The sequence below is a fragment of the Flexivirga caeni genome, from assembly GCF_003724155.1.
Lineage (GTDB): Bacteria > Actinomycetota > Actinomycetes > Actinomycetales > Dermatophilaceae > Flexivirga > Flexivirga caeni.
Genome location: NZ_RJJQ01000004.1, coordinates 61,443 through 81,669, shown reverse-complemented (window position 1 = coordinate 81,669; position 20,227 = coordinate 61,443). Strand labels below are relative to the sequence as shown.

The window sequence follows — 20,227 nt, the reverse complement described above, 5'->3', positions numbered from 1 at the left end:
GTACGCAACCTTCGACCGTCGAGGGTTACGGCCGGGTATGACGTGCCACGCCGCCTCGGCGGTCAGCCCGCGGACGACCTCGCCCACAAGTTGATGCCCGCCTCGACGGCGTGGCGGTCGATCTTCTTCAACTCGTCGTCGGCGAAGTCGAGGTTGTCGAGGGCGCCGAGGCTGCCCTCGAGTTGCTGCACGCTGGAGGCACCGATCAACGCGGAGGTGACGCGCGCGTCGCGCAGCACCCACGCGAGCGCGAGCTGGGCCAGCGATTGTCCGCGGGTCTTCGCGATCCGGTTGAGCGCCCGAACGTGCTTGAGCGCGTCCTCCGTGAGCAGCTTCGGGTCCAGGGACTTGCCCTGCGCGGCGCGCGAACCCTCCGGCACGCCCTTGAGGTACTTGTCGGTGAGCATCCCCTGAGCCAACGGTGAAAACGCAATGCAGCCAACGCCGTTCACGCCCAGCACGTCGAGCAGGTCATCCTCGACCCAGCGGTTCAGCATCGAGTAGGACGGCTGGTGGATCAGCAGCGGAGTGCCGAGCCTGCGCAGGATCTCGATGGCCTCCCGCGTGCGCTGCCCGCTGTATGACGAGATCCCGACATACAGTGCCTTGCCCTGCCGGACCGCGGTGTCGAGGGCGCCGAGCGTCTCCTCCAACGGCGTCGTCTCGTCGAACCGGTGACTGTAGAAGATGTCGACGTAATCGACGCCCATGCGCTGCAGGGACTGGTCCAGCGAAGCGAGCAGGTATTTCCGGGAGCCGCCACCCTGGCCGTAGGGACCCGGCCACATGTCGTAGCCGGCCTTCGTCGACAGGATGAGCTCGTCGCGGTAGCGCCGGAAGTCCTGCGCGAAGATGGCGCCGAAGTTGCGCTCCGCCGAGCCGTATGGCGGGCCGTAGTTGTTGGCCAGGTCGAAGTGCGTCACGCCGCAATCGAAGGCGCGACGCAGGATGGCGCGCTGCCGGTCGAGCGGGACGTCGTCGCCGAAGTTGTGCCAGAGGCCTAGCGAAATCGCCGGCAGGTCCAATCCGCTTGTGCCGCAACGGCGGTAGCTCATCGAGTCGTAGCGGCCGCGGCTTGCCTGGTAGTCGTCTGCGTGCATCGTCACGTCATACATTCAAGCGCACCGGGGTGACCATGGTCCCTGGCGCGGGCCGTCTCGCGGGTAGAGACTCGTCGTATGACGCTGACCGCTGACGAAATCTCCGGCATCGACTCCTGGTTCCGTGCGGCCAACTATCTCGCTGTCGGCCAGATCTACCTCATGGACAACCCGCTGCTTGAACGCGAGCTGCGCCGCGACGACATCAAGCCACGGCTACTCGGCCACTGGGGCACCACGCCCGGCCTGAACCTGATCTATGCACACCTCAACAGACTGATCCGCGAACGCGACGTCAACGCGATCTTCCTCGCCGGGCCCGGTCACGGCGGTCCCGCCGCGGTCGCCTCGGCATACCTGGACGGCACCTACAGCGAGGTCTACCCCCGGATCAGCCGGGACCGCGACGGGATGCGGTCGCTGTTCCGCCAGTTCTCCTTCCCCGGCGGCATCCCGAGCCACGTCGCTCCGGAAACACCCGGGTCGATCCACGAAGGAGGCGAACTCGGGTACGTGCTGTCGCACGCCTACGGCGCCGCGATGGACAACCCTGACCTGGTGGTCGCCGCCGTCGTCGGCGACGGAGAGTTCGAGACCGGACCGCTGGCGACCTCGTGGCACGCCAACAAGTTCGTCGACCCGGTGCACGACGGCGCGGTCCTGCCGATATTGCACCTCAATGGCTTCAAGATCGCCAACCCCACTGTGCCAGCGAGGATTTCGCGTGAAGAGCTGACCAAGCTGCTGGAGGGATTCGGGCACGAGGTCATCGTCGTGGAAGGCGACGACCCGTTCGACGTGCATCAGCAGATGGCTGCAGCGATGGATCGGGCCCACGACCTGATCACCGCGATCCAGCAGGAGGCGCGCAGCGGCGCGCCATACCACCGGCCCACCTGGCCGATGATCCTGCTGGTCACCCCGAAGGGCTGGACCGGGCCGCGTGAAGTCGACGGCGTCCCGGTCGAGGGGACCTGGCGCGCGCACCAGGTGCCGCTGGCCGGCACGCGCGACAACGACACCCACCGCCGGCAGTTGCAGGAGTGGATGGAGTCCTACCGGCCCCGCGAGCTTTTCGACGAGGACGGGCGGGTGCGCGAGGAGATCGCGGCGCTGGCGCCGATCGGGACCCGGCGAATGAGCGCCAATCCCCACGCCAACGGTGGGTTACTCCGTAAACCGTTGCGCATCAAGGATTTCCGTTCGTATGCCGTGAGCGTCCCGTCGCCCGGCGCTACCGTCCACGAGGCCACTCGCGAGTTCGGCCGCATGCTGATCGATGTCGTCCGCGACAACCCGGACTCGTTCCGCCTCTTCGGGCCGGACGAGACGGCGTCGAACCGGCTGGACGCGGTTTACCAGGTGACGGACAAGGTCTTCGGCGCGGAGATCCGGCCGATCGACGAACACCTCGCGCACACCGGGCGCGTGGTCGAGATGCTCTCCGAGCACACCTGCCAGGGCTGGCTGGAGGGCTATCTGCTCACCGGCCGGCACGGATTGTTCTCGTGTTACGAGGCGTTCATCCACATCGTCGACTCCATGGTCAACCAGCACGCGAAGTGGTTGCACACCACGCGCAGCATCGACTGGCGGCCGCCGGTGTCGTCGCTGAACTACCTGCTGACCTCGCATGTATGGCGCCAGGACCACAACGGTTTCTCGCACCAAGACCCGGGATTCATCGATCACGTGGTCAACAAGAAGTCCGAGATCGTCCGGGTCTACCTGCCGCCGGACACCAATACCCTGCTGTCCACGATGAAGCACTGCCTGGAGAGCCGCCACTACATCAATGTCGTGGTCGCCGGAAAGCAGCCCGAGTTCGACTGGCTCACCGGGGACCAGGCAGATGATCACTGCGCCCGCGGACTGGGCATCTGGGACTGGGCGTCGAACGACGAGGGCGACCCCGACGTGGTCCTCGCAGCCGCCGGTGACGTCCCCACGCTGGAAGTTCTGGCGGCCATCTTGATCCTGCGAAAGCACTTGCCACAGTTGCGGATCCGCATGATCAACGTCGTCGACCTGATGCGGCTGCAGGACGAGACACAGCACCCGCACGGACTCACCGGCCGCGACTTCGACGCCCTCTTCACCACCGACCGGCCGGTGGTCTTCGCCTACCACGGCTACCCCTGGCTGATCCACCGGCTCACCTACCGGCGCACCAATCACGACAACCTGCACGTGCGTGGCTACCGCGAGGCGGGCACCACCACGACGCCGTTCGACATGGTGATGATGAACGACATGGATCGCTTCCACCTGGTGATGGATGTGATCGACCGGGTGCCCTCGCTCGGTTCCCGTGCGGCCGAACTCCGGCAGCAGATGGTCGACGCCCGGCGGCGCGCCAAGGAGTGGACCCGCGCACACGGCGAGGATCTGCCCGAGGTGCAGGATTGGACGTGGAATGCCGCAGACACTGAACTTGAAGGGAGCGTGTCATGACGACCGCAACGCACGACAAGGACATCATCCTGGTCGGCGTCGACGGCTCCCCCACGTCGCTGCGGGCGATCCGGTGGGCGATCGACGAGGCCCGGTTGCGTGGCTGCGCGATCGAGGCCGTCACGGTGTGGCAGCCGGACTCGCCTACCGGCCCGTCGGATGCTGCCGCGGCACAGGAGCTGCAGCAGCGAGTCCTGCGCGACGTCACCGCCTGCGTGACACCTGAGCCGCTGATCTCTGGACAGGTCGAAAACGGCTCTCCCGCAGACGTTCTCGTCCGTAGGTCGGAGGACGCGAGCCTGCTCGTGGTGGGCAGTCACAGCGTCGGCTCGATGCGGCACACCGCATTGGGGTCGACGAGCGACTACTGCTCGCGGATGGCGGTGTGCCCCGTCGTCGTACTGCCGATCCAGCCGGACCGCCCCCACGAAGACCCGTCCGGGCACGGCGAACTCGACGTGGTCAGCGGACCGGAGAACGCGTGACCGACCGGGTTCTCGTGCTCAACGCCGGATCCTCGTCGCTCAAGCTGCAAGTGGTCCGCGCCGACAGCGGCGTCGTCGAGGCGCAGGCCCTGGTCGAACGGCTCGGCAGCGACGACGCGACGTTCCGGGTAACGGTGGGCGACCGCACCGCCGATGGCCGAGTGGACAGCGCTGGCCACGCCCAAACCCCCGCTGTCGCAACGGCACTCGGCATACTCCGCGATCAGCTCGCACACCTCGGCTTCGACCTCGACGGCGAGCCTCCGGTTGCGATCGGTCATCGGGTGGTGCACGGCGGCCGGGACCTCACCCGCCCTGTGCGCATCGATGACCGAGTCATCGCGCAGATCGCGTCGGTGTCCGCGCTTGCCCCGCTGCACAACCCGGCCAACGTGGCGGGGATCCGCGCGGCGATCGAGGAGTTCCCCGGGACACCGCAGGTCGCAGTGTTCGACACCGGCTTCTTCGCCGACCTGCCGGAAACGGCAGCGACCTATGCGATCGACCGTCAGGTCGCCGCCGACGCGGGCATCCAGCGATACGGATTCCACGGCACCTCAAACGAATTCGTCTCCGCGCAGGCTGCTCGGTTCCTCGGGCGAGACCTCGCCGAGCTGCGTCAGATCGTGCTGCATCTCGGCAACGGTGCGTCCGCGTCGGCGATCGCCGGCGGCCGGCCGGTCGACACCTCGATGGGTATGACGCCCCTCGAAGGACTGGTGATGGGCACCCGCGCCGGCGACCTGGATCCGGGCATCCTGCTGCAGCTCGCCCGCACTGGTGACTACGACGTCGATGCGCTGGACCACCTGATCAGCAGGCGTTCCGGGCTGCTCGGGCTGACCGGCCGCAGCGACATGCGCGACGTCTGCGCGGCTGCCGAAAGCGGCGACGAGGCGGCATTGCTGGCGCTCGACGTGGTCGGGCACCGGCTGCGGAAGTATGTCGGTGCCTATGCCGCCGTGCTCGGCGGACTCGACGTGCTCACCTTCACCGCGGGCGTCGGCGAGAACAGTGCGCCGGTGCGGTCGCGGGCGGTCGCGGGTCTGGAATTCCTTGGCATTCGGCTGGATTCGGCCCGCAACGAATGCGCCGAGCGTGGGGCCCGGCGGATCTCGACCGACGACTCCGCGGTGACCGTGCTGGTCGTCCCGACGAACGAGGAGCTGGCGATCGCGCGCCATACCCTCGCCGTCGTCGGGCAGGACTGACCGCCGCGTCAGTCGATCTGGCGCCGCCGGAAGCCAGCGAGTGCTGTCGCGACGAGCAGCGCCGCCACCGCTGTCGGCGCCCGGTTCGGCGGTCCGTATACGCGACCGGTCGACCTCGGGTTCCCAGGTCGTCATACGCCGGCGGCGCCAGCGCGACGAGGGTCGGGTCGATGAGTGCGGCGTGGCACGGGAGCGCCTTCCGGGTGAGTGCTGGTGATTGGCGGCAGCTCCGGACGGAGCTGCCTTGATCAGTGAACACTCCCCCGACGTGGAGCACAGGGACCAACGGCCCGGCGTCGTGCCCGTATGGCGGCCGGACGCGGATTCGGCGCTACGCCCACCCCGCCGGTAGCATGAGGCGGCTCGCGGCATCCGCGGGTATGCCGGTGTAGCTCAGTTGGTAGAGCGCTTCACTTGTAATGAAGATGTCGCGGGTTCGACTCCTGTCACCGGCTCCAGCACTAGCCCCAAATCTCATCATTGTGCGTCGCTCCCCCGGTCGTCTTGCGCACCCCCCGGCGCACCCTGAACTGTCGCCACAAACGCTCCTTGCTCAGCGGGCGACGAACACCGCACTGCTACCGGTAAAGGTGCGCTCGCCGTCATACACGGGCAGTTGGTCGGCCACTTCGGGCACGAACGTCGAGAGGTAAGCGCGAGCGGTCGCGTGATCGGCAACCGCCTTGCCGTTGGCGATCGTCCGGGCGACATCGTCGAAATGCCGGCGCAGCACCTCTTCGCCGTTCTCGGTCATGAACTGCGTTTCGGCGAGAGGGAGCCCGACCTCCCGGAGGAGGTCGGCGGTGTGCTCACGCCCATTGGTGACCGACACGAAGACCCCGCCGGGGGTGAGGACGCGGCGGACCTCGCCGAGCGTCCGGTCAAGGTCCGGCACGTGATAGAGCATCCACATCGCCACCACAGCGTCGAAACTGGCGTCCTCGTAAGGCAATTCAGTCGCGTCGATGACTTGAGCAACGAGCCCGCGGCTCCTCGTCGCCTCCACCATCGCCTCGGACCGGTCGGTCGCGAGCACGTCGGCGCCGAGTTCATCTCGCATGCGGCTTGCGAAATCGCCACGACCGCAACCGATCTCGAGGACCTTGTGGACGTTCGCCTCTCTCAGGACCTTGATCGCGACGTCCTGGGGCGACTCGCCTGGAGGGCTCGGCGCCCAGAAGCTTGCCCTGGTCTGCAAGCGCTCCGGGGTGCCGTACTGGTGGTCCATTTCCGCGCTGCCGGTGCCGAGCTGTCCTGTGCTCATGATCGGACTTTAACGGCTCCAGGATGCTGCCCGGCTGCGGGTCTGAGCCAGCACCTGTCAGCTATCGGCCGACGCCCAGCGTGATCAACCCTGGCGCGGTCCTGTCGTCATCTCTGCGGAAACGCGGGACGGCCGCCGGCGATCCGCGGCGCAGCCTCCTCCACGCGACGCCAATGCACCGCGCACTCCTCATCGGCAACAGGATCGTCTGCCTCGTGCAATCGAACGACCCCGGTTTGAAGTTCGCCGCAGTGGGCGCGATGCCGGTGCTGTGGAAGGACGCGGAATGGTCTGCCAAACGCCGCCTTTGACAGGCATACGGACCACGTCCCGAAGACCGATCGTGTGGTGGGTGCTCCGCCCGATCGAGAGGAGCGGTTTCAGAGCTCGACGGGCTTCACGCGTCGTATGTTTGGTATGTGTTCTGGAGCCCTCGACAGCTCGTGGCCGCAGCCCTCTGCCGGTTTCATGAGCCCACCGTGACTGACTGGGTTCTGGCCTGCACTGATGACGAGTTCGTGCGGGTCTGCGATGTCGCTGATTTCCTCCTGCATGAAGGTCCGGGTCCTTCATCGGGGGCTCGATGATGATTTCGAAGGCATGCGCTTTGGCGGCGGTGCACGTACACGGTGGGAAGCCTCGTGACCTGGCCCGCTCGCGGAGGGATATGAAGGGTGACCCTGCCTTCCGAAGAACGCAGTGCCGGGCACACGATCTCTCGGCTACAAGACGAGCAGCCCAGTTGGTTCGCGGCTGGTCAGGACGCCATCGACTTTTGGGCAACGAATCCGGACCGAGCTCGACTCGGCAAGGCGCGCCGGGCCGAACGGCACGCGATCCAGCACGACACATGAACCCCTTCGAGCGGAGATCGTCATTGGCCGTCATTGGCCCGGCTCGACAAGGCGTCGCAGTCTCGATAGACGATCGGTGATCGAGACGCGGCGTCGTCAGCCCTGGTAGAGCCAGATCCAGTTGCCGTCGGGATCGGTGACTGCGCTGTTACGTGGCATGCCTTGGGGTGTGTTGATGCCGACCGCTTCGGTGGCTCCCGCACTGAGCGCTTGGCGATGGGCGGCGTCGAGGTCCGGCACGGTGAAACCCAGCGTGCTGCGTCCGGGCTGGTCGAAGGCGGCCGGGCCGAGGAAGAAGATCAGGAAGAAGCCGGGCTGGCCGTAGTCGCCGAATTGATAACCCGCGTAGTCGGCATCATCGGTGTGCCGGATCGTGCTCTCTGTCAGGCCGAACGCGTTGCTATAGAAGGTGCGCGCTGCTTCGGGGTCCTGCACTGCGATCTTGATCTGAACCGGCGTGAGGCTGGTGGTGAGGGCTGGCATGTCGACTCCTTGAGTGGCGTACCGGGTGGTTTGGCGTAGTTGCCTTGACAGGTGCTCGTGTTGTCGGCGCAAGCTGTCGGCGTGGGACGTGAGCGCCGCCCGGGCGGCGGTCGATTGTGGATCGGCGATCACCTCGCGGACGTGGACGATCGGCATGTCCAGCCACCGAAGATCTTTGATCAATCGCGCGGTCGCGATCTGGTCGGGGCCGTACCGGCGATACCCGGTTACCGGATCAACGGCCCGGGGCTGGAGCAGACGCACTTCGTCGTAATGCCGCAGAGCGTGTGCCGTCAATCCGGTCAGCTTTGCGAATTGCCCGACCGTGAGGCCCTCGTCATCTCCCATGCCGACTAGGTTCCGACTTCGGCCCACCCGAAGGTCAAATCGTCACCTGGGGATGGTCCGATAGACGTTCCACAAACTGGAGCGCGCACCTCACAGCAACTGTCGGGCCGTGGAGCGCGCGATCGTCGGCCCGCAAGGACCGACCGGCGTCGTCTCCGAGGACCGTCACGTCCTACGAGAGACCGTGACGAGACGCCGGCCAGAAGTGCCTCACCCCCTTCGCATCGCAGATCGAACGTCGGCAATGCGCTCGACTCAGTGTGATGTCGTCGGCATCATGACGACATGCCCGACCACGAATCCCTGCAGTCCGCCCTCGACGACAGAATCATGGATTACTACGGCGAGCAGTTCGACGAGAACGACCGCCTGGTCGGCCGATCCGACCAGGGCGTCCTGGAGTTCGAGCGGACTCAAGAGCTGATTACACAGCGCGTTCCGCCTGGCTCACGCATCATCGACGTAGGCGGCGCAACCGGCATACACGCAGCTCCGCTGGCAGCTCGCGGTGACTCGGTAACGCTGATCGACCCGGTGCCGTCACACGTGGCCGCCGCAGCAGCGATCGGCACATTCACGGCGCTCGTAGGCGATGCCCGCGACCTGCCTTTGAAGGACGCGACTTCCGACGCTGTGCTCTTGCTCGGACCGCTCTATCACCTCATCGACCGCGGCGACCGCGTACGCGCACTGCGCGAAGCGGTGCGCGTCGTCCGGCCCGGCGGCCATGTTTTCGCAGCGGCCATCTCACGCACAATGGCACACGTGTTCAGCAGCGTGATCGCTGTCGCAACCGAGCAAGTCCAGCGGTCGCCATACCCGGCTGATTGGCTGCACCTGCTCGAGACGGGTGCCACCGATCACCTGGGACACGGGTTTCCCGGGGGACACTTCCATCTCTCCGAGGAACTGGCCGAGGAACTCACTGACGGCGGGTTGGTGGACGTGGAGGTGCATGGCCTGGAAGGCCCCGGCGGTATGGCGCTGGAGGTCGCGCGCACTCACGACGATGAATTGCGCGCCGCGGCAATGCTTCTCGCGCGCCACTTCGGGAATGTTGCCGGCTTGCGGGACCTGAGCCAGCACCTGCTGGCTATCGGCCGACGCCCAGCGTGATCAACCCTGGCGCGGTCCTGTCGTCATACCTGAGGATTCTCGTGCACCGCAGGACGGCCGCCGGCGATCCGAGCAGCTTCCTCCGTGCGACGCCATTGCGCCGCGAATTCGACTTGTTGCCGATCGGATAACGGCGATACGTCATATCCGACACACCCATCGAGCTGTTCCCGGATCAAGTCCATATGCCCCAGGTGCTGGCGCGTTTCACCCAGCATGTGAGCCATCACATTGAACAGCGGTATGGCGTCCGGTCCCCACCAGGGCACGTGGCCCACCGCATCGCCGTCGAGCGCCTCGATCGTGCGGTCGGCGTGGCGACATGCGCTGCGGTAGTCGTCGATCACCTGGTCACGAGACTCCTCCGGCCGCACCCACATCGAATCTCGATTCTGGAAGCTCTCGTCCACGTCGGGAATCGGCTCGGGATACGGCCGGTCGAAGACGAAGCCGAAATACGACGCCTCGTAGAACGCGAGGTGCTTGACCAGCCCCAACAGGTTGGTGCCGGTGGGCGTCATCGGCCGTCGTACGTCGTACTCATCGAGCCCATCGAGTTTCGGCAAGACCTCCTCGCGCGCCCAGGTAAGGCACTGGTGCAGGTGATTCTTCGCAGCCGCCATCGTGTCCTGACTCATGCTCAGAGTCTGCCGCAACGGCCGCTGGCTGCTACCCGGATCACACGGTCCCGATGTCCTCGTCGTGGATTCGGCGTATGGCGTGAGACGTCCCCGAGGTTGAGCGGGAGTTGCTTGCGCTCGCACCCGAGGTACCCGACGCTTTCTGCCCTACCGAGCGTCAGTGTCCGGATCACGAAACTCAGTCTGGCCATCGGATGGATCGTGGTGTTCGGAACTGCATCACCTATGCCGGAGGTTGACCACGACATGGCAGACGAACGACGCCACCCGCACGTCACCGGCAACGGATCAGGAGCGATCACCGCCGACGGCTGCCCGGTCGAGTTGTGGGCCGCATTGCCGCCCGGCGAAATCCCAGCGCTTCTCAGCTCAGCGCTCCCTCCCGGGTGCACTGTGCTCGACCTCGGCGCAGGCGCGGGACGGCTGACTCATCCCCTCGTTCGGGCCGGGCACCACGTGACAGCGGTCGACGAGTCGGCGGAGATGCTCGGCCACGTGCACGGCGCCACGGCCGTCCTCTCAACAATCGAAGAGCTCCGCCTGGACGAAACCTTCGACGTCGTGCTGCTGGCGTCGCACCTGGTGAACGTGCCCGACACCGCAGCACGGCAACGATTGCTGGCAACCTGCCGGCACCATGTCGCAGGCGACGGCGCCGTCATCCTCCAACGATTCACACCGGAGTGGACACAGACGGCCACCGGCAGATCCGACTTGGGCGCAGGCATCACCTGCGACACGAGCCTTGGGCCTGGGCCGGATCCCGGACTGGTCTCGGCCGTCGCGACATACATCTTCGGCGATCGTCGCTGGCAACAGTCCTACGTGACCTGTCCGCTCAGCGACCATCAGCTCACCGCTGATCTGCACGAGGCCGGCTTGCGCCTGGATCGCTGGCTCAGCGACGACGGCCGATGGGTCATCGTGGTCCCGGACAGCTGAGGCGCAAAGCAGTTCCCGAAGCAGGATGGGCACTTGCTACGCACGGTCCAAGCGGGCGACGTAGAGCTGCTGCGACTCGGCATCGGCCGGCGGTGCCCATTCACCGTGGACGGGCCGGAGCCGAGCTTGTCGTGAAGTGATTGCGAGACCTGGTGGCCGCTATCCCGTCGGTGACCACAGGGCGAAGGCATCCGGATCCATCCGGACATACTCGCCGATCGGCTCCGTGCCCAGCCAGGACGCTCAGGGCATGACGGCCGCCGAGATGGCGACGATCAGTTCGCTGGGCAACCCTGGGAGTCGCCGTACAGCAGTCGCGGCCTCCAAGCGCCGTTGAGCACGGCGAGCTCCCCACCGACTGGACAGTAGATTTCGCGAGAGCCGTCCGGCTCGCCGCAGCTACTGTCCACTCGCCGCAAACCTGGGAAGCCCGGGTGGGCTCGGTCACCAGCGACCGAAGCTCAGGTCCGGCACGACCCACCGCGAATCGCTTCAGGTCTCCGGAGCTCTACGGGCGTTGTCGGCGCATCGCCGTAGTCTCGGCGTATGGCATTAGGAGTCGCAGAAGTTGAGCGGGCGCTGCTTGCGCTCTCTCCGGACGAGCGTGCTGCTGTCATCCACGCTGGGTTACTGAGCCTCCACGACGGCCCCACCGAGGTCTCGCCGACAGACGCCGATGCCGCCTGGTACGCCGAGGTTGACCGTCGTCTCAACGAAGTGCTCGGTGGCCGCGTCAAGTTGGGGTCGTTCGAAAGCACGCGTGCCAGGTTCGCTGCCAAGTACCCTGCGTCTGGGCAGTGACCGACAGACACCCAGAGCATCCCGAGGCGAGCGCCGAGCTGCTCGCCGCAGCGGAGCGGTTCGAACAGATCGAGCCCGGACTCGGCCATGCGTTGTTCGACGAGGTCGCCAGCGCACTCGAGTCGATCGAGCAGTGCCCGGATGGGTGGCCGCGATTTCCGGCTGGAACCGAGAGCCGATGGTCCGCAGCAAGGGCACGGCGCGCTTCCACTTCCGCGTCGTCTACTTCCTTAGTGACGGAAGACCGGTGATTCTGGCCTATGCGCACGAGCGTCAGAAGCCCGGTATTGGAAGGATCGTTACAGCGACATGCTCCACCGCTGACTGGCCGCAGTCGACGAGTGAACGATGCGGGCGTCGGGCGCTCCAAGACTGGTCGGGTCCGCCAGCGAGCGCCTCGACCGATCGGATCCACCAGTGCCGCGCTGGCACCGCAGCTCACCCAGCGACGACGCCAGGAACCTGTGCCCGGCTCTCCTCAACGATTACCCGGTCGACCTACCCACGCACGGGCGTTGGCGCGTCCAACTTCAGCTTTCCAGCGAGCCATTCCGGGGTCGGGTGGTGTGACCCGGCAAGGGCACTTCGCACTGCATCACGGTCATAGTCGGTCTCGTGCCATGTCAAGGAATAGCCGGACTCGTCAGCATCCAGCAGAACCCAGCAGGCGCCACGCGGCTGGGGCGGCAAACTCACGCTCCCGACATTGACCATGCGCACACTGCCCGAACTGCGATCGGCCGGCATATGCGTATGCCCCACGAAGATCAGGTCCGCCTCGCAGTCGTTCCAGCCTTGCTTCGCTAGATCGAGATCGGATGTGTCGACCGTCAGGCCGGGACCGTCATCACGACCCGGCGAGGCATGAACCAGCAACACTCGTGTGCCGTCCGGCAGACAGCGTCGGACCTCGAGCGGCAACGCCGCGAACCAGTCGTAATGGCCCGCAGCCGTGAGGCAACCCCGCGTCCAGGCATGTGCCGAAGCCGCAGCCACCAGCACCTCGACTTCCTCGGGTGTTCGAGGCTGATCTATCGGCGGAATCATCCCCGACAAGTCTCCGGTCAGGACGTATCGATCGGTGTTGCCACGCACGATGGCCAGATTCGGAAGCGATTTTGCGATCGCGATCGTCTCGACCGGTTGAGGGCCGTTCGCCACAAGGTCGCCGACGATCCAGAAAGCTTCTGCGCACACGCGCTGGGCAGCCTCGACAACAGCGCTCAAGGCGATGGCGTTGCCATGAACATCCGACAGCACAGCCGCTCGCATCCCACCAACCTAACCTCGATCTCTCGTGAGGCTGCTGCGTGACGTCCTTCCTTCCCCGTTGCTCTCTTCGAGATCGCCGTAATCGCCGAGTGGGCAGTAGACGTCACGAGAGCGCGAGGCTCGCAGCAACGACTGCCCACTCGGCGCACCCGAGGGGCGCTCACCAGCGCCCCGACGCGCGATCCGGGTCACCAGCGCGCGAATTCACCCAGTCGCGTCGCGCAACTCTGACAACGTGGCGTCGAGCGCAGCGAGGAACATGTCCGCCTCGTCGATCGTGAGGGTCAGCGGCGGCTTCACCTTCAGCACGTTCTGCCGCTCCGACGTGGGCTGCACGATGACCCCGTGACCGAGCAGCCGCTCGCAGATCCACGCGGTCTCCGTCGTCGCCGGTTCGAGCGTTTCGTGGTCGCGCACGAGCTCGATCCCCTGATACAGCCCGCACCCGTGCACCGTCCCGAGCAGCGGATGTATGGCGGCCAGCCGATCCAACCCGGCAGCGAGGTGCGCGCCCACGCACGCGGCATTCTGCTGTAGCCCCTCGTCGCGAATCACATCCAGCACGGTCGCCCCGGCGACGGCGCCGGCCGGTGCCCCGGCCGCGGAGGAGAAGAACATGCCCTCCCTGCGCAACGCATCGACGATCTCCCGCCGAGTGATGACCGCACCCAGCGGAAAGGCGTTGCCCGCGGCCTTCGCGACCGCGATGACGTCCGGCACCACACCCTGCATCGTCGACCCCCAGAACGCGCTGCCCAACCGGCCATACCCGACCTGCACCTCGTCGGCGATCGCCAGCCCGCCGTGCGCGCGGACCGCGGGATACGCGCCGTCCAGATAACCGCGCGGAGGTATGACGCCCCCGGCGTTGCCCAGCACGGGTTCACAGATGAATGCGGCTGGCGCGCGGCCGGCGTCGGCGAGGCGGTCGCAGAGCGCGGCGACCTGGCGTGCGTAGTCGGGCCCGGAGGCCGGGCCGCGATGCGGGCCACGGTAGGAGTTGGGCGCATCCACGAGATGGACCCAGTCCGGGCGTGACGCGAGCGCGGACGGGTTGTCGAACGCCGAGGTGCTGACCGAGTCGGCAGCCATGGTCCAGCCGTGATAGGCCTCACGCACGGCGATCACGTCGCGCCGACCCGTGGCGACCTGCACGAGCTTGATCGCCAGATCGATCGCCTCCGAGCCGCTGTTGACCGGAATCACCGTGTCGAGCGCGGGGTCCGGTGAGTGCTCGAGCAGCCTCTCGGTGAAATCGGCGTAAGCCCGGTAGAGGAACCGCGAGTTCGTGTTCAGCAGGTGCAACTGCCGGCTCACGGCCTCCGCCAGCCGCGGGTGCGAGTGGCCGATCGCGGTCACGTTGTTGACCAGGTCGAGATAGGCGCGGCCCTGACTGTCGATCAGCAAGGCGCCCCAGCCACGTTCGATCTGCGGCGGGTCGGCGTAGTAGCGCTCCGCGGCGCCACCCATTGCACGGTCCCGGCGCCGGCGTTCGCGCAGCAGTTGCCGGCTCGGGTCCGGCACCGCCGGAACGCCGACGAGAACGGACGGATCGGCCGCTCCCTCGATCTCGTACTCCCCGTCCGGGAGCGCGAACAACGGACCGGTTTCGGCCGACCCCATGCGCCGCGACACCCTGAGCCGCCCCAGCCCGGAGCCGGCGACCGCGACCCGGCCGATGACCTCACCGTGCGAGACGCTCTCCCCCAGGCCACCACGTGGGTCGACGCCTTCGATCCGCAATATGACGCCGCAGTCGGTCAACTCGACGCATCCGTCGCCGGACCGGATCGCTGCCGCATACGGAGCGTGCACCGTCATACCAGGGCGGGTCCACAATTCGACGCACCGGGCACGCGTCGGGGCAGGAGATCCGACGCCCGTGGACACCCTGGTCAACCGGGTTTCCCCGAACCGCGTTGCCGCAACGGACGCGCGGGCGAGGGCGTCCCGCGCGAGTTCCGTTTCGGCCGAGGGCGCCGTCCACCGGCCACGGTCCAACAGTGCGCTGCACACTCCGAGGTCGACGACCTCTGCGGCGGCTGCCAGGACCGGCGCGTAGGTCAGTCCGCGGCGGTGCGGCCGACCGGCGGCGAGTCGCAGCTGAGCGGTCACTTCGTGCCGGTCGTATTCGACCGCTCGCCGGAAAACCTCCCACTCGTGCTCGATCCGCTCGCGTGCGTACGCGTTGCCTGGGTCGATGCGCAGCTGGCTCCACCCACTGACCGCGAGCACCGCGCCCCGCAGCACGACCAGCGGCCAGACGGCGTCGAGCTCGTCCTCGGTCAGCGCGGTCTGGGCCACGAAACCGCGCACGACCCGGCTGACCATCGCCAGATCGCCGGTCCGTCCGAGCACATCGGCTGCCAGCACCGCGAGTTCCGCCACGCGCCACGATCGGATGGCGTCACCCAGGTCGATCACCCAGTGCGTCCCGTCGCCGTCGCGCATGACGTTGTCGCTGGTCAGATCGCCGTGGATGATCTGCCGCGGCAGGCTGTCGCCGAGCGCCGCCAGATGGTCCATCGCGTCCTTCGTCGCATCCATGCAGGCACGTCGCCGTTTGCCGGGCAGGTCGCTCACCAGCGAGGCGACCACCTCACCGGCGCGCGTCAGGTCCCACTGAAGCGCCCGGTCAGCGCCTTCGTGGTCCAGGTCGCTGAAGGCCCCGACGACGCGGCTGGCGAGCGCACCGAGTTCCTCGGCCAACGCGCCGTCGATCGCTCCGGCTTCGACCAGCGTCTGTCCCTCGACCACTTCGAAGGCGCACGCAATCGCTGGCGCCGGCCAGGGACCCTCGATCGCCACGCTTCGGGCGCCGTGCTCCGTCGAGAGGATCCGAGGAGTGGCGATGCCGCGATCGCGCAGCCGGTCCGACACCGCGCGCTGCAGGGAAATCGTCGTGCCGGAGACGGACGGATGGTTCACCTTGAGCAGGATCCGGGGTCCATCCGCAGGAGTCACTAGGAAGTTGCGGTCCTGCTGACTGCCCAGCTCCGTCAGCTCGCCGGTGATCCCGAAGGAGACTCGCGCGATCGCCAGGGCGAGAGCGGGGTCGATCTCGGGGCGCTCGAGCAGCCAGTCCGTGTTCTCCGCGCGATCCACCACTGACCGATGCCCTTCTCGAAAGCGTTCGAATGGCATCAACCTAACGACCCCGCGACATACGCAACCTTCGACTGTCGAGGTTTGCGTCACGTATGACGCCTCCCGGCATACGCAACCTTCGACCGTCGAGGGTTACGGCCGGCCCGACAGACCCTGCGCCAGCGCCTGGATGTTCGACGGGCCAAGCCCGCAGCAGCCGCCGACGAATCTCGCGCCGGCAGCGATCCAGGCGTCGACCAGGCCGAAGTCGAGGGCAGCGGCGCCGGACCACGTCTTGGTGACGTCGTCCCAGACGCCACCGTGATTGGGGTAGGCGACTGCCTGCAACCCGGTCGCCGCCACCGCAGCCTCGACCGCCGCGAGGACGTCGCGCTGGTCCGAGCAGTTGACCCCGGCTGCGATCAACGGCGCGCAGCCCGCCAGCGCGGCATACGCCTCGGCCAGGGGCTGGCCGGCACACGTCCGCTCGCCACGCACCGAGTAGGAGAACCAGGCCGGTATGCCGATCTCGCCCAGCAACTCGACCAGGACCACAGCCTCGTCGACGTCCGGAATCGTCTCGACCGCGAACAGGTCCGGGCCAGCGGCGGCAAGCAGTTCGAGTCGCGGACCGTGGAAGTCGCGCAACTGGGCGCGGGAGACGCCATATCGTCCCCGATACTCCGAGCCGTCGCCGCGCACCGCGCCATACGGTCCGACGGACGCTGCCACCAAGAGCCCCGGCACCTCCGTCGCGAATTCGTCCCGCGCCTCGACGGCCAGCCGGACGCCCCGGGTGATCAGCCGCCGCGCCTGCTCCGCGTCGTACCCGGCGGTCCGGAATCCGCTCTCGCTGGCCTGGTATGTCGCGGCCGTCGCGACCTGTGCGCCCGCGCGGAAGAAGGCGCGGTGCGCCCGCGCAATATGCTCGGGAGCGTCACACAGCAGCCGCGCGGTCCACAGTGCACCGCCGAGTTGCGCGCCCTGCTGTTCCAGAGCGGTGGACAAGCCGCCGTCCAGGATGGTCACCGCGGGCGAGGCGTTCACGGCTCCATCGTCGCACCCTCGCTACCGAATCGGTGGCCGGACAGGTACGACTCAGCTATCCGTGGAAATCTCGGGTGCATGGATCGACAGCCCGACTCCGCGAACATCACCGGCGTCGTTGAGGCGCCGGCCGAGACCGTCATCGGGTCGCTGCAGCAATGAACGACCCTCACACTCACCCGATGTTCCACATGACCGGGCCGATGTGGATGCCGTCAGCGCCGCCCACGCCGGCGCGACTGGCGGAGTGGCATCCGCAGCCGATCCCGATCCTGCTGATGCTGGCTCTGGTGGCCGCCCTCCTCTACGGGTGGGGCGTCGTCCGGCTGTGGCGACGCGGCGACAAGTGGCCGGTCGGCCGAGTCATCTGGTTCGCCGTCGGGATCGTGTCGTTCATCCTGATGGTCGCCACCGGAGTCAACGGCTATGGGATGGAACTGTTCAGCGTGCACATGGCGCAGCACATGACGCTGAACATGGTGACTCCGCTGCCGCTCCTGCTCGGCCGGCCGACGACCCTCGCGCTGCGCGCCATACCGGCTCGCTCCCGGACCCATCGCCACCTGGTCCGCCTGCTCAACAGCCGTTTCGCGGCCGTCGTCACCTCCCCGGCCTTCACCCTCCCGGTGTTCGTGCTCACGCTCTACGGGCTCTACTTCACCCCCGTGTTCGACTGGCTGATGGGCAATTGGATCGGCCACGACCTGATGCTGGTGCACTTCGTGCTGATCGGCTACTTGCTGTTCTGGCCGATCCTCGGCCTGGACCCGTCGCCACACCGGCAAGGCCCGGCGATCCGGCTGCTGGAAGCCTTCCTCCCCGTGCCGTTCCACGCCTTCTTCGGTGTCGTGGTCATGGGTATGACGACACTGCTCACCCGTACCTTCGCCCACCCACCGGCGAACTGGCACATCTCGCCGGTGCACGACCAGCAGCTCGGTGGCGGCCTCGCCTGGGGTTTCACGGAGCTGCCCAACCTGGCGCTCGTCCTGGCTCTCGCTGTCGCGTGGGCGGCCAGCAGCAAGAACGCGGCACAGCGGCACGACCGCACCGAGTCCAGGACCGGCGACGCCGAGTTGCGCGCCTACAACGACTGGCTACAGCACCTGCGGTAGCGGTCTCACGACGTGGCGGTGCTGAGCAGGATGCTGGTTTCGCTGGCGCGGATACCCGAGATGCCGCGCACGATACTGAGCGCCCGATCGAGCGCGGCACGATTCTCGCGACTCAGCTCGGACACGACATCCCAGTGGCCGTTGGTGGTGTGCAGCGCCGCGATCTCGGGGATGCCGCGCAGGCTGCGGAGCACCTCGCGAGTGTTCCGGCCTTCGACGCCCACGAGCATGATCGCCCGCACGGCGGTGACGCCTGCAGGGTCGCGCACCCGCACCGTGAAGCCGACGATGACACCCGACTCGGTGATCTTGTCGAGGCGTGCGTTCACGGTCGCCCGGGTGACGTGGCGCGGAACTCGGCCGTGGCCGCGGCGGAGGCCACTGCATGACCGGCCCCCTCCAGCGCGACGCCGTCTCCTTCTGACCCGTCATCGAAAGGACAGTAGTTGTCACGAGGGCGCGCGGCTCGCGACAACTACTGTCCGCTCGGCGACCTGGGACGGTCTTCCGGAGTCCGGCGGATGATCGCGGGACGCGTCACTCCTCGTCCGGCTCGTGCATGTAGGGATAGAGCTGGCCGCGGTTCTCGTCGACCTGCAAGGTTCGCCCCGCGAACGGCACGGCACGCTGCGGGCACGCGGGGCGCTCGCACACCCGGCAGCCCATCCCGATCTTCGCGCGCAGGGTGCGGTCCTCCAGGTCGAGGCCCGCGGCATACACCGTCTGCGGAGCGTAGGAGAGGTCACAGCCCAACCCGACGGCGAAGGTCTTCTCCGGCGCTCGGAAGCCGACCGCACCGCTGGTCACCGTCCGGGCGACCCATAGGTGAGCGCGGCCGTCGGGCATCTCCGCGATCTGCCGCAGGACCTGCCCCGGGCGGGTGAACGCGTCATACACCGTCCACAGCGGGCAGGTGCCGCCCGTGCGCGAGAAATGGAACGGTGTCGCAGACTGCCGCTTGGAGATGTTGCCGGCCCGGTCCACGCGCACCAGCGCGAACGGGATGCCCGAATTATCAGGCCGCTGAAGAGTATTCAGCCGATGGCAGACCGTCTCGAAGCCGACGTCGAACTCCGCGGAAAGGATCTCCAAGTCGTAGCGGACCCGGCGCGCGGCCGCGAGGACCTCGCCGTACGGGAGCAGCAATGCGCCGGCGAAGTAGTTCGCCAGGCCGATGCGCGTCAGCCGGGTCGTGACGTCGTCGGTGTATGGCGAAGTGCGCAGGTATGCCGAGATCTGCTCGTTCATCGTCAGCAACGCGATCTGCCCGGCGAGCTGGAACGCCTTCTGAGCCGGACGCAACTCGGTGGCCACATGCACCATCCGCGCCTGGGGGTCGTAGCGCCGCTGACCGCCGACCGCCGTGCGGGATCCTTCGACTACCTCGACCTTCAACGACCGCAGGTAGTTTCGCAGTTGCTCGTAACGACTGCGGGGACGCAGCGACAGCGCATCGGCCAGTTCCTCCGCGCCCCGGTCCAGCGTGTCGAAGTAGTTGCGGTGCATCGCGATGAAGTCGCGCACCGCCTCGAACGGCATCTGTGGACCGATGTCCTCACCACGGTCGCCGCCGAGACGGACCTCCAGCGCCTCGATCCGCTCCCGGTCCGCGTGCCGTCCGTTCGCGAGCTTCAGCAACGCCGACGCGACGCCGGGCAACTGGTCGGCGACCAGGTGCACCTCCGCCAGCGACAGCGCCGCCAGCTCCGCATGTTCGGCAAAGCTGTCCACCAGCGCCGCCGCGGTGCGCGCCTTGGGGTCGACCGTCAGCTGCTGCGCCTCCACTCCCAGCTCGCGGGCGATGCGCGCCCGCACTGCAGGAGTCAGCACCCGCGCGTTGTGCTCGATCTGGCTGAGATAACTCGGCGAGATCGCGCAGCGCCGCGCCAGCGCCGCGCCCGTCATACCGGCCTCCTCGCGGGCCCGGCGCACCACGAACCCGGCGTACTCTCCTGCTGCCACCCGGCAATCTTCGCAAACTTCGCAAACCAGCACCGCAAACTGTCC

Annotated in this window: 17 protein-coding genes, 1 tRNA gene and 1 pseudogene; 9 read left to right on the top strand and 10 right to left on the bottom strand. The window is 67.3% G+C overall.

The features are described from left to right. Positions 1-62: 62 nt before the first annotated feature. Positions 63-1,115 (bottom strand): L-glyceraldehyde 3-phosphate reductase, encoded by a 1,053-nt coding sequence (mgrA, locus tag EFY87_RS06055; protein ID WP_123270573.1) that lies wholly within the window; start codon positions 1,113-1,115, stop codon positions 63-65. 27 nt (positions 1,116-1,142) lie between these two features. Between mgrA and EFY87_RS06050 the strand changes: the two genes are divergently transcribed. The 4 genes from EFY87_RS06050 (at position 1,143) to EFY87_RS06035 (ending at position 5,708) form a co-directional block, all read left to right on the top strand. Next, positions 1,143-3,554, top strand: a complete 2,412-nt coding sequence (locus tag EFY87_RS06050) for a phosphoketolase family protein (protein ID WP_281276175.1) — start codon at positions 1,143-1,145, stop codon at positions 3,552-3,554. Further along, complete coding sequence (locus tag EFY87_RS06045) at positions 3,551-4,039, top strand: universal stress protein (RefSeq protein WP_123270571.1); 489 nt, start codon at positions 3,551-3,553, stop codon at positions 4,037-4,039. The genes EFY87_RS06050 and EFY87_RS06045 overlap by 4 nt, the downstream gene beginning before the upstream one ends. Next, positions 4,036-5,250 (top strand): acetate/propionate family kinase, encoded by a 1,215-nt coding sequence (locus EFY87_RS06040; protein ID WP_123270570.1) that lies wholly within the window; start codon positions 4,036-4,038, stop codon positions 5,248-5,250. Before EFY87_RS06045 ends, EFY87_RS06040 begins: the two co-directional genes overlap by 4 nt. A gap of 382 nt (positions 5,251-5,632) precedes the next feature. Then, positions 5,633-5,708, top strand: a tRNA-Thr gene (locus tag EFY87_RS06035). Between the two features lie 95 nt (positions 5,709-5,803). Here the strand turns inward: EFY87_RS06035 and EFY87_RS06030 are convergent. Further along, a complete protein-coding gene (locus tag EFY87_RS06030; protein ID WP_123270569.1) occupies positions 5,804-6,514 on the bottom strand; it encodes a class I SAM-dependent methyltransferase in 711 nt (236 codons plus the stop codon). An 80-nt stretch (positions 6,515-6,594) separates the two neighbouring features. Between EFY87_RS06030 and EFY87_RS20510 the strand changes: the two genes are divergently transcribed. Then, positions 6,595-6,825 (top strand): hypothetical protein, encoded by a 231-nt coding sequence (locus EFY87_RS20510; RefSeq protein ID WP_181445453.1) that lies wholly within the window; start codon positions 6,595-6,597, stop codon positions 6,823-6,825. 639 nt (positions 6,826-7,464) lie between these two features. Here EFY87_RS20510 and EFY87_RS20845 read toward each other — a convergent pair. Then, complete coding sequence (locus EFY87_RS20845) at positions 7,465-7,851, bottom strand: VOC family protein (protein ID WP_245988510.1); 387 nt, start codon at positions 7,849-7,851, stop codon at positions 7,465-7,467. A gap of 183 nt (positions 7,852-8,034) precedes the next feature. After that, a pseudogene (locus tag EFY87_RS20840) lies at positions 8,035-8,199 on the bottom strand (MerR family DNA-binding transcriptional regulator); the annotation flags it as partial. A 285-nt stretch (positions 8,200-8,484) separates the two neighbouring features. On the opposite strand from EFY87_RS20840, the gene EFY87_RS06015 reads away from it, so the two are divergent. After that, the gene (locus EFY87_RS06015) at positions 8,485-9,315 is read left to right on the top strand and encodes a class I SAM-dependent methyltransferase (protein ID WP_123270567.1); all 831 of its coding nucleotides are present in this window, start codon (positions 8,485-8,487) and stop codon (positions 9,313-9,315) included. 23 nt (positions 9,316-9,338) lie between these two features. Here the strand turns inward: EFY87_RS06015 and EFY87_RS06010 are convergent, their stop codons facing one another. After that, the gene (locus tag EFY87_RS06010) at positions 9,339-9,938 is read right to left on the bottom strand and encodes a DinB family protein (RefSeq protein ID WP_123270723.1); all 600 of its coding nucleotides are present in this window, start codon (positions 9,936-9,938) and stop codon (positions 9,339-9,341) included. 264 nt (positions 9,939-10,202) lie between these two features. Between EFY87_RS06010 and EFY87_RS06005 the strand changes: the two genes are divergently transcribed. Together EFY87_RS06005 and EFY87_RS06000 are read left to right on the top strand one after the other, a co-directional pair. After that, positions 10,203-10,898: a class I SAM-dependent methyltransferase gene (locus EFY87_RS06005; protein ID WP_158607526.1), complete on the top strand. Its 696-nt coding sequence runs from the start codon at positions 10,203-10,205 to the stop codon at positions 10,896-10,898. A gap of 546 nt (positions 10,899-11,444) precedes the next feature. Continuing rightward, complete coding sequence (locus tag EFY87_RS06000) at positions 11,445-11,699, top strand: addiction module protein (RefSeq protein ID WP_123270565.1); 255 nt, start codon at positions 11,445-11,447, stop codon at positions 11,697-11,699. Between the two features lie 498 nt (positions 11,700-12,197). On the opposite strand, the gene EFY87_RS05995 is transcribed toward EFY87_RS06000, so the two are convergent. The 3 genes from EFY87_RS05995 to mmuM form a co-directional block, all read right to left on the bottom strand. Beyond that, entirely contained in the window at positions 12,198-12,971 is a 774-nt protein-coding gene (locus EFY87_RS05995; protein WP_123270564.1) for a metallophosphoesterase family protein, read from the bottom strand. 204 nt (positions 12,972-13,175) lie between these two features. Then, positions 13,176-16,079 carry an aminotransferase gene (locus EFY87_RS05990; protein WP_245988498.1) on the bottom strand — a complete coding sequence of 968 codons (2,904 nt, stop codon included), beginning with the start codon at positions 16,077-16,079 and terminating at the stop codon, positions 13,176-13,178. 132 nt (positions 16,080-16,211) lie between these two features. Then, entirely contained in the window at positions 16,212-17,105 is an 894-nt protein-coding gene (mmuM, locus tag EFY87_RS05985; protein ID WP_220093532.1) for a homocysteine S-methyltransferase, read from the bottom strand. Between the two features lie 182 nt (positions 17,106-17,287). Between mmuM and EFY87_RS05980 the strand changes: the two genes are divergently transcribed. After that, entirely contained in the window at positions 17,288-18,220 is a 933-nt protein-coding gene (locus EFY87_RS05980) for a cytochrome c oxidase assembly protein (protein ID WP_123270562.1), read from the top strand. Positions 18,221-18,225: 5 nt separating this feature from the next. Here EFY87_RS05980 and EFY87_RS05975 read toward each other — a convergent pair whose 3' ends face one another. Next, the gene (locus EFY87_RS05975; RefSeq protein ID WP_123270561.1) at positions 18,226-18,549 is read right to left on the bottom strand and encodes an Lrp/AsnC family transcriptional regulator; all 324 of its coding nucleotides are present in this window, start codon (positions 18,547-18,549) and stop codon (positions 18,226-18,228) included. Between the two features lie 208 nt (positions 18,550-18,757). Then, the gene (locus EFY87_RS05970) at positions 18,758-20,182 is read right to left on the bottom strand and encodes a helix-turn-helix domain-containing protein (protein ID WP_123270560.1); all 1,425 of its coding nucleotides are present in this window, start codon (positions 20,180-20,182) and stop codon (positions 18,758-18,760) included. Positions 20,183-20,227 lie beyond the last annotated feature (45 nt).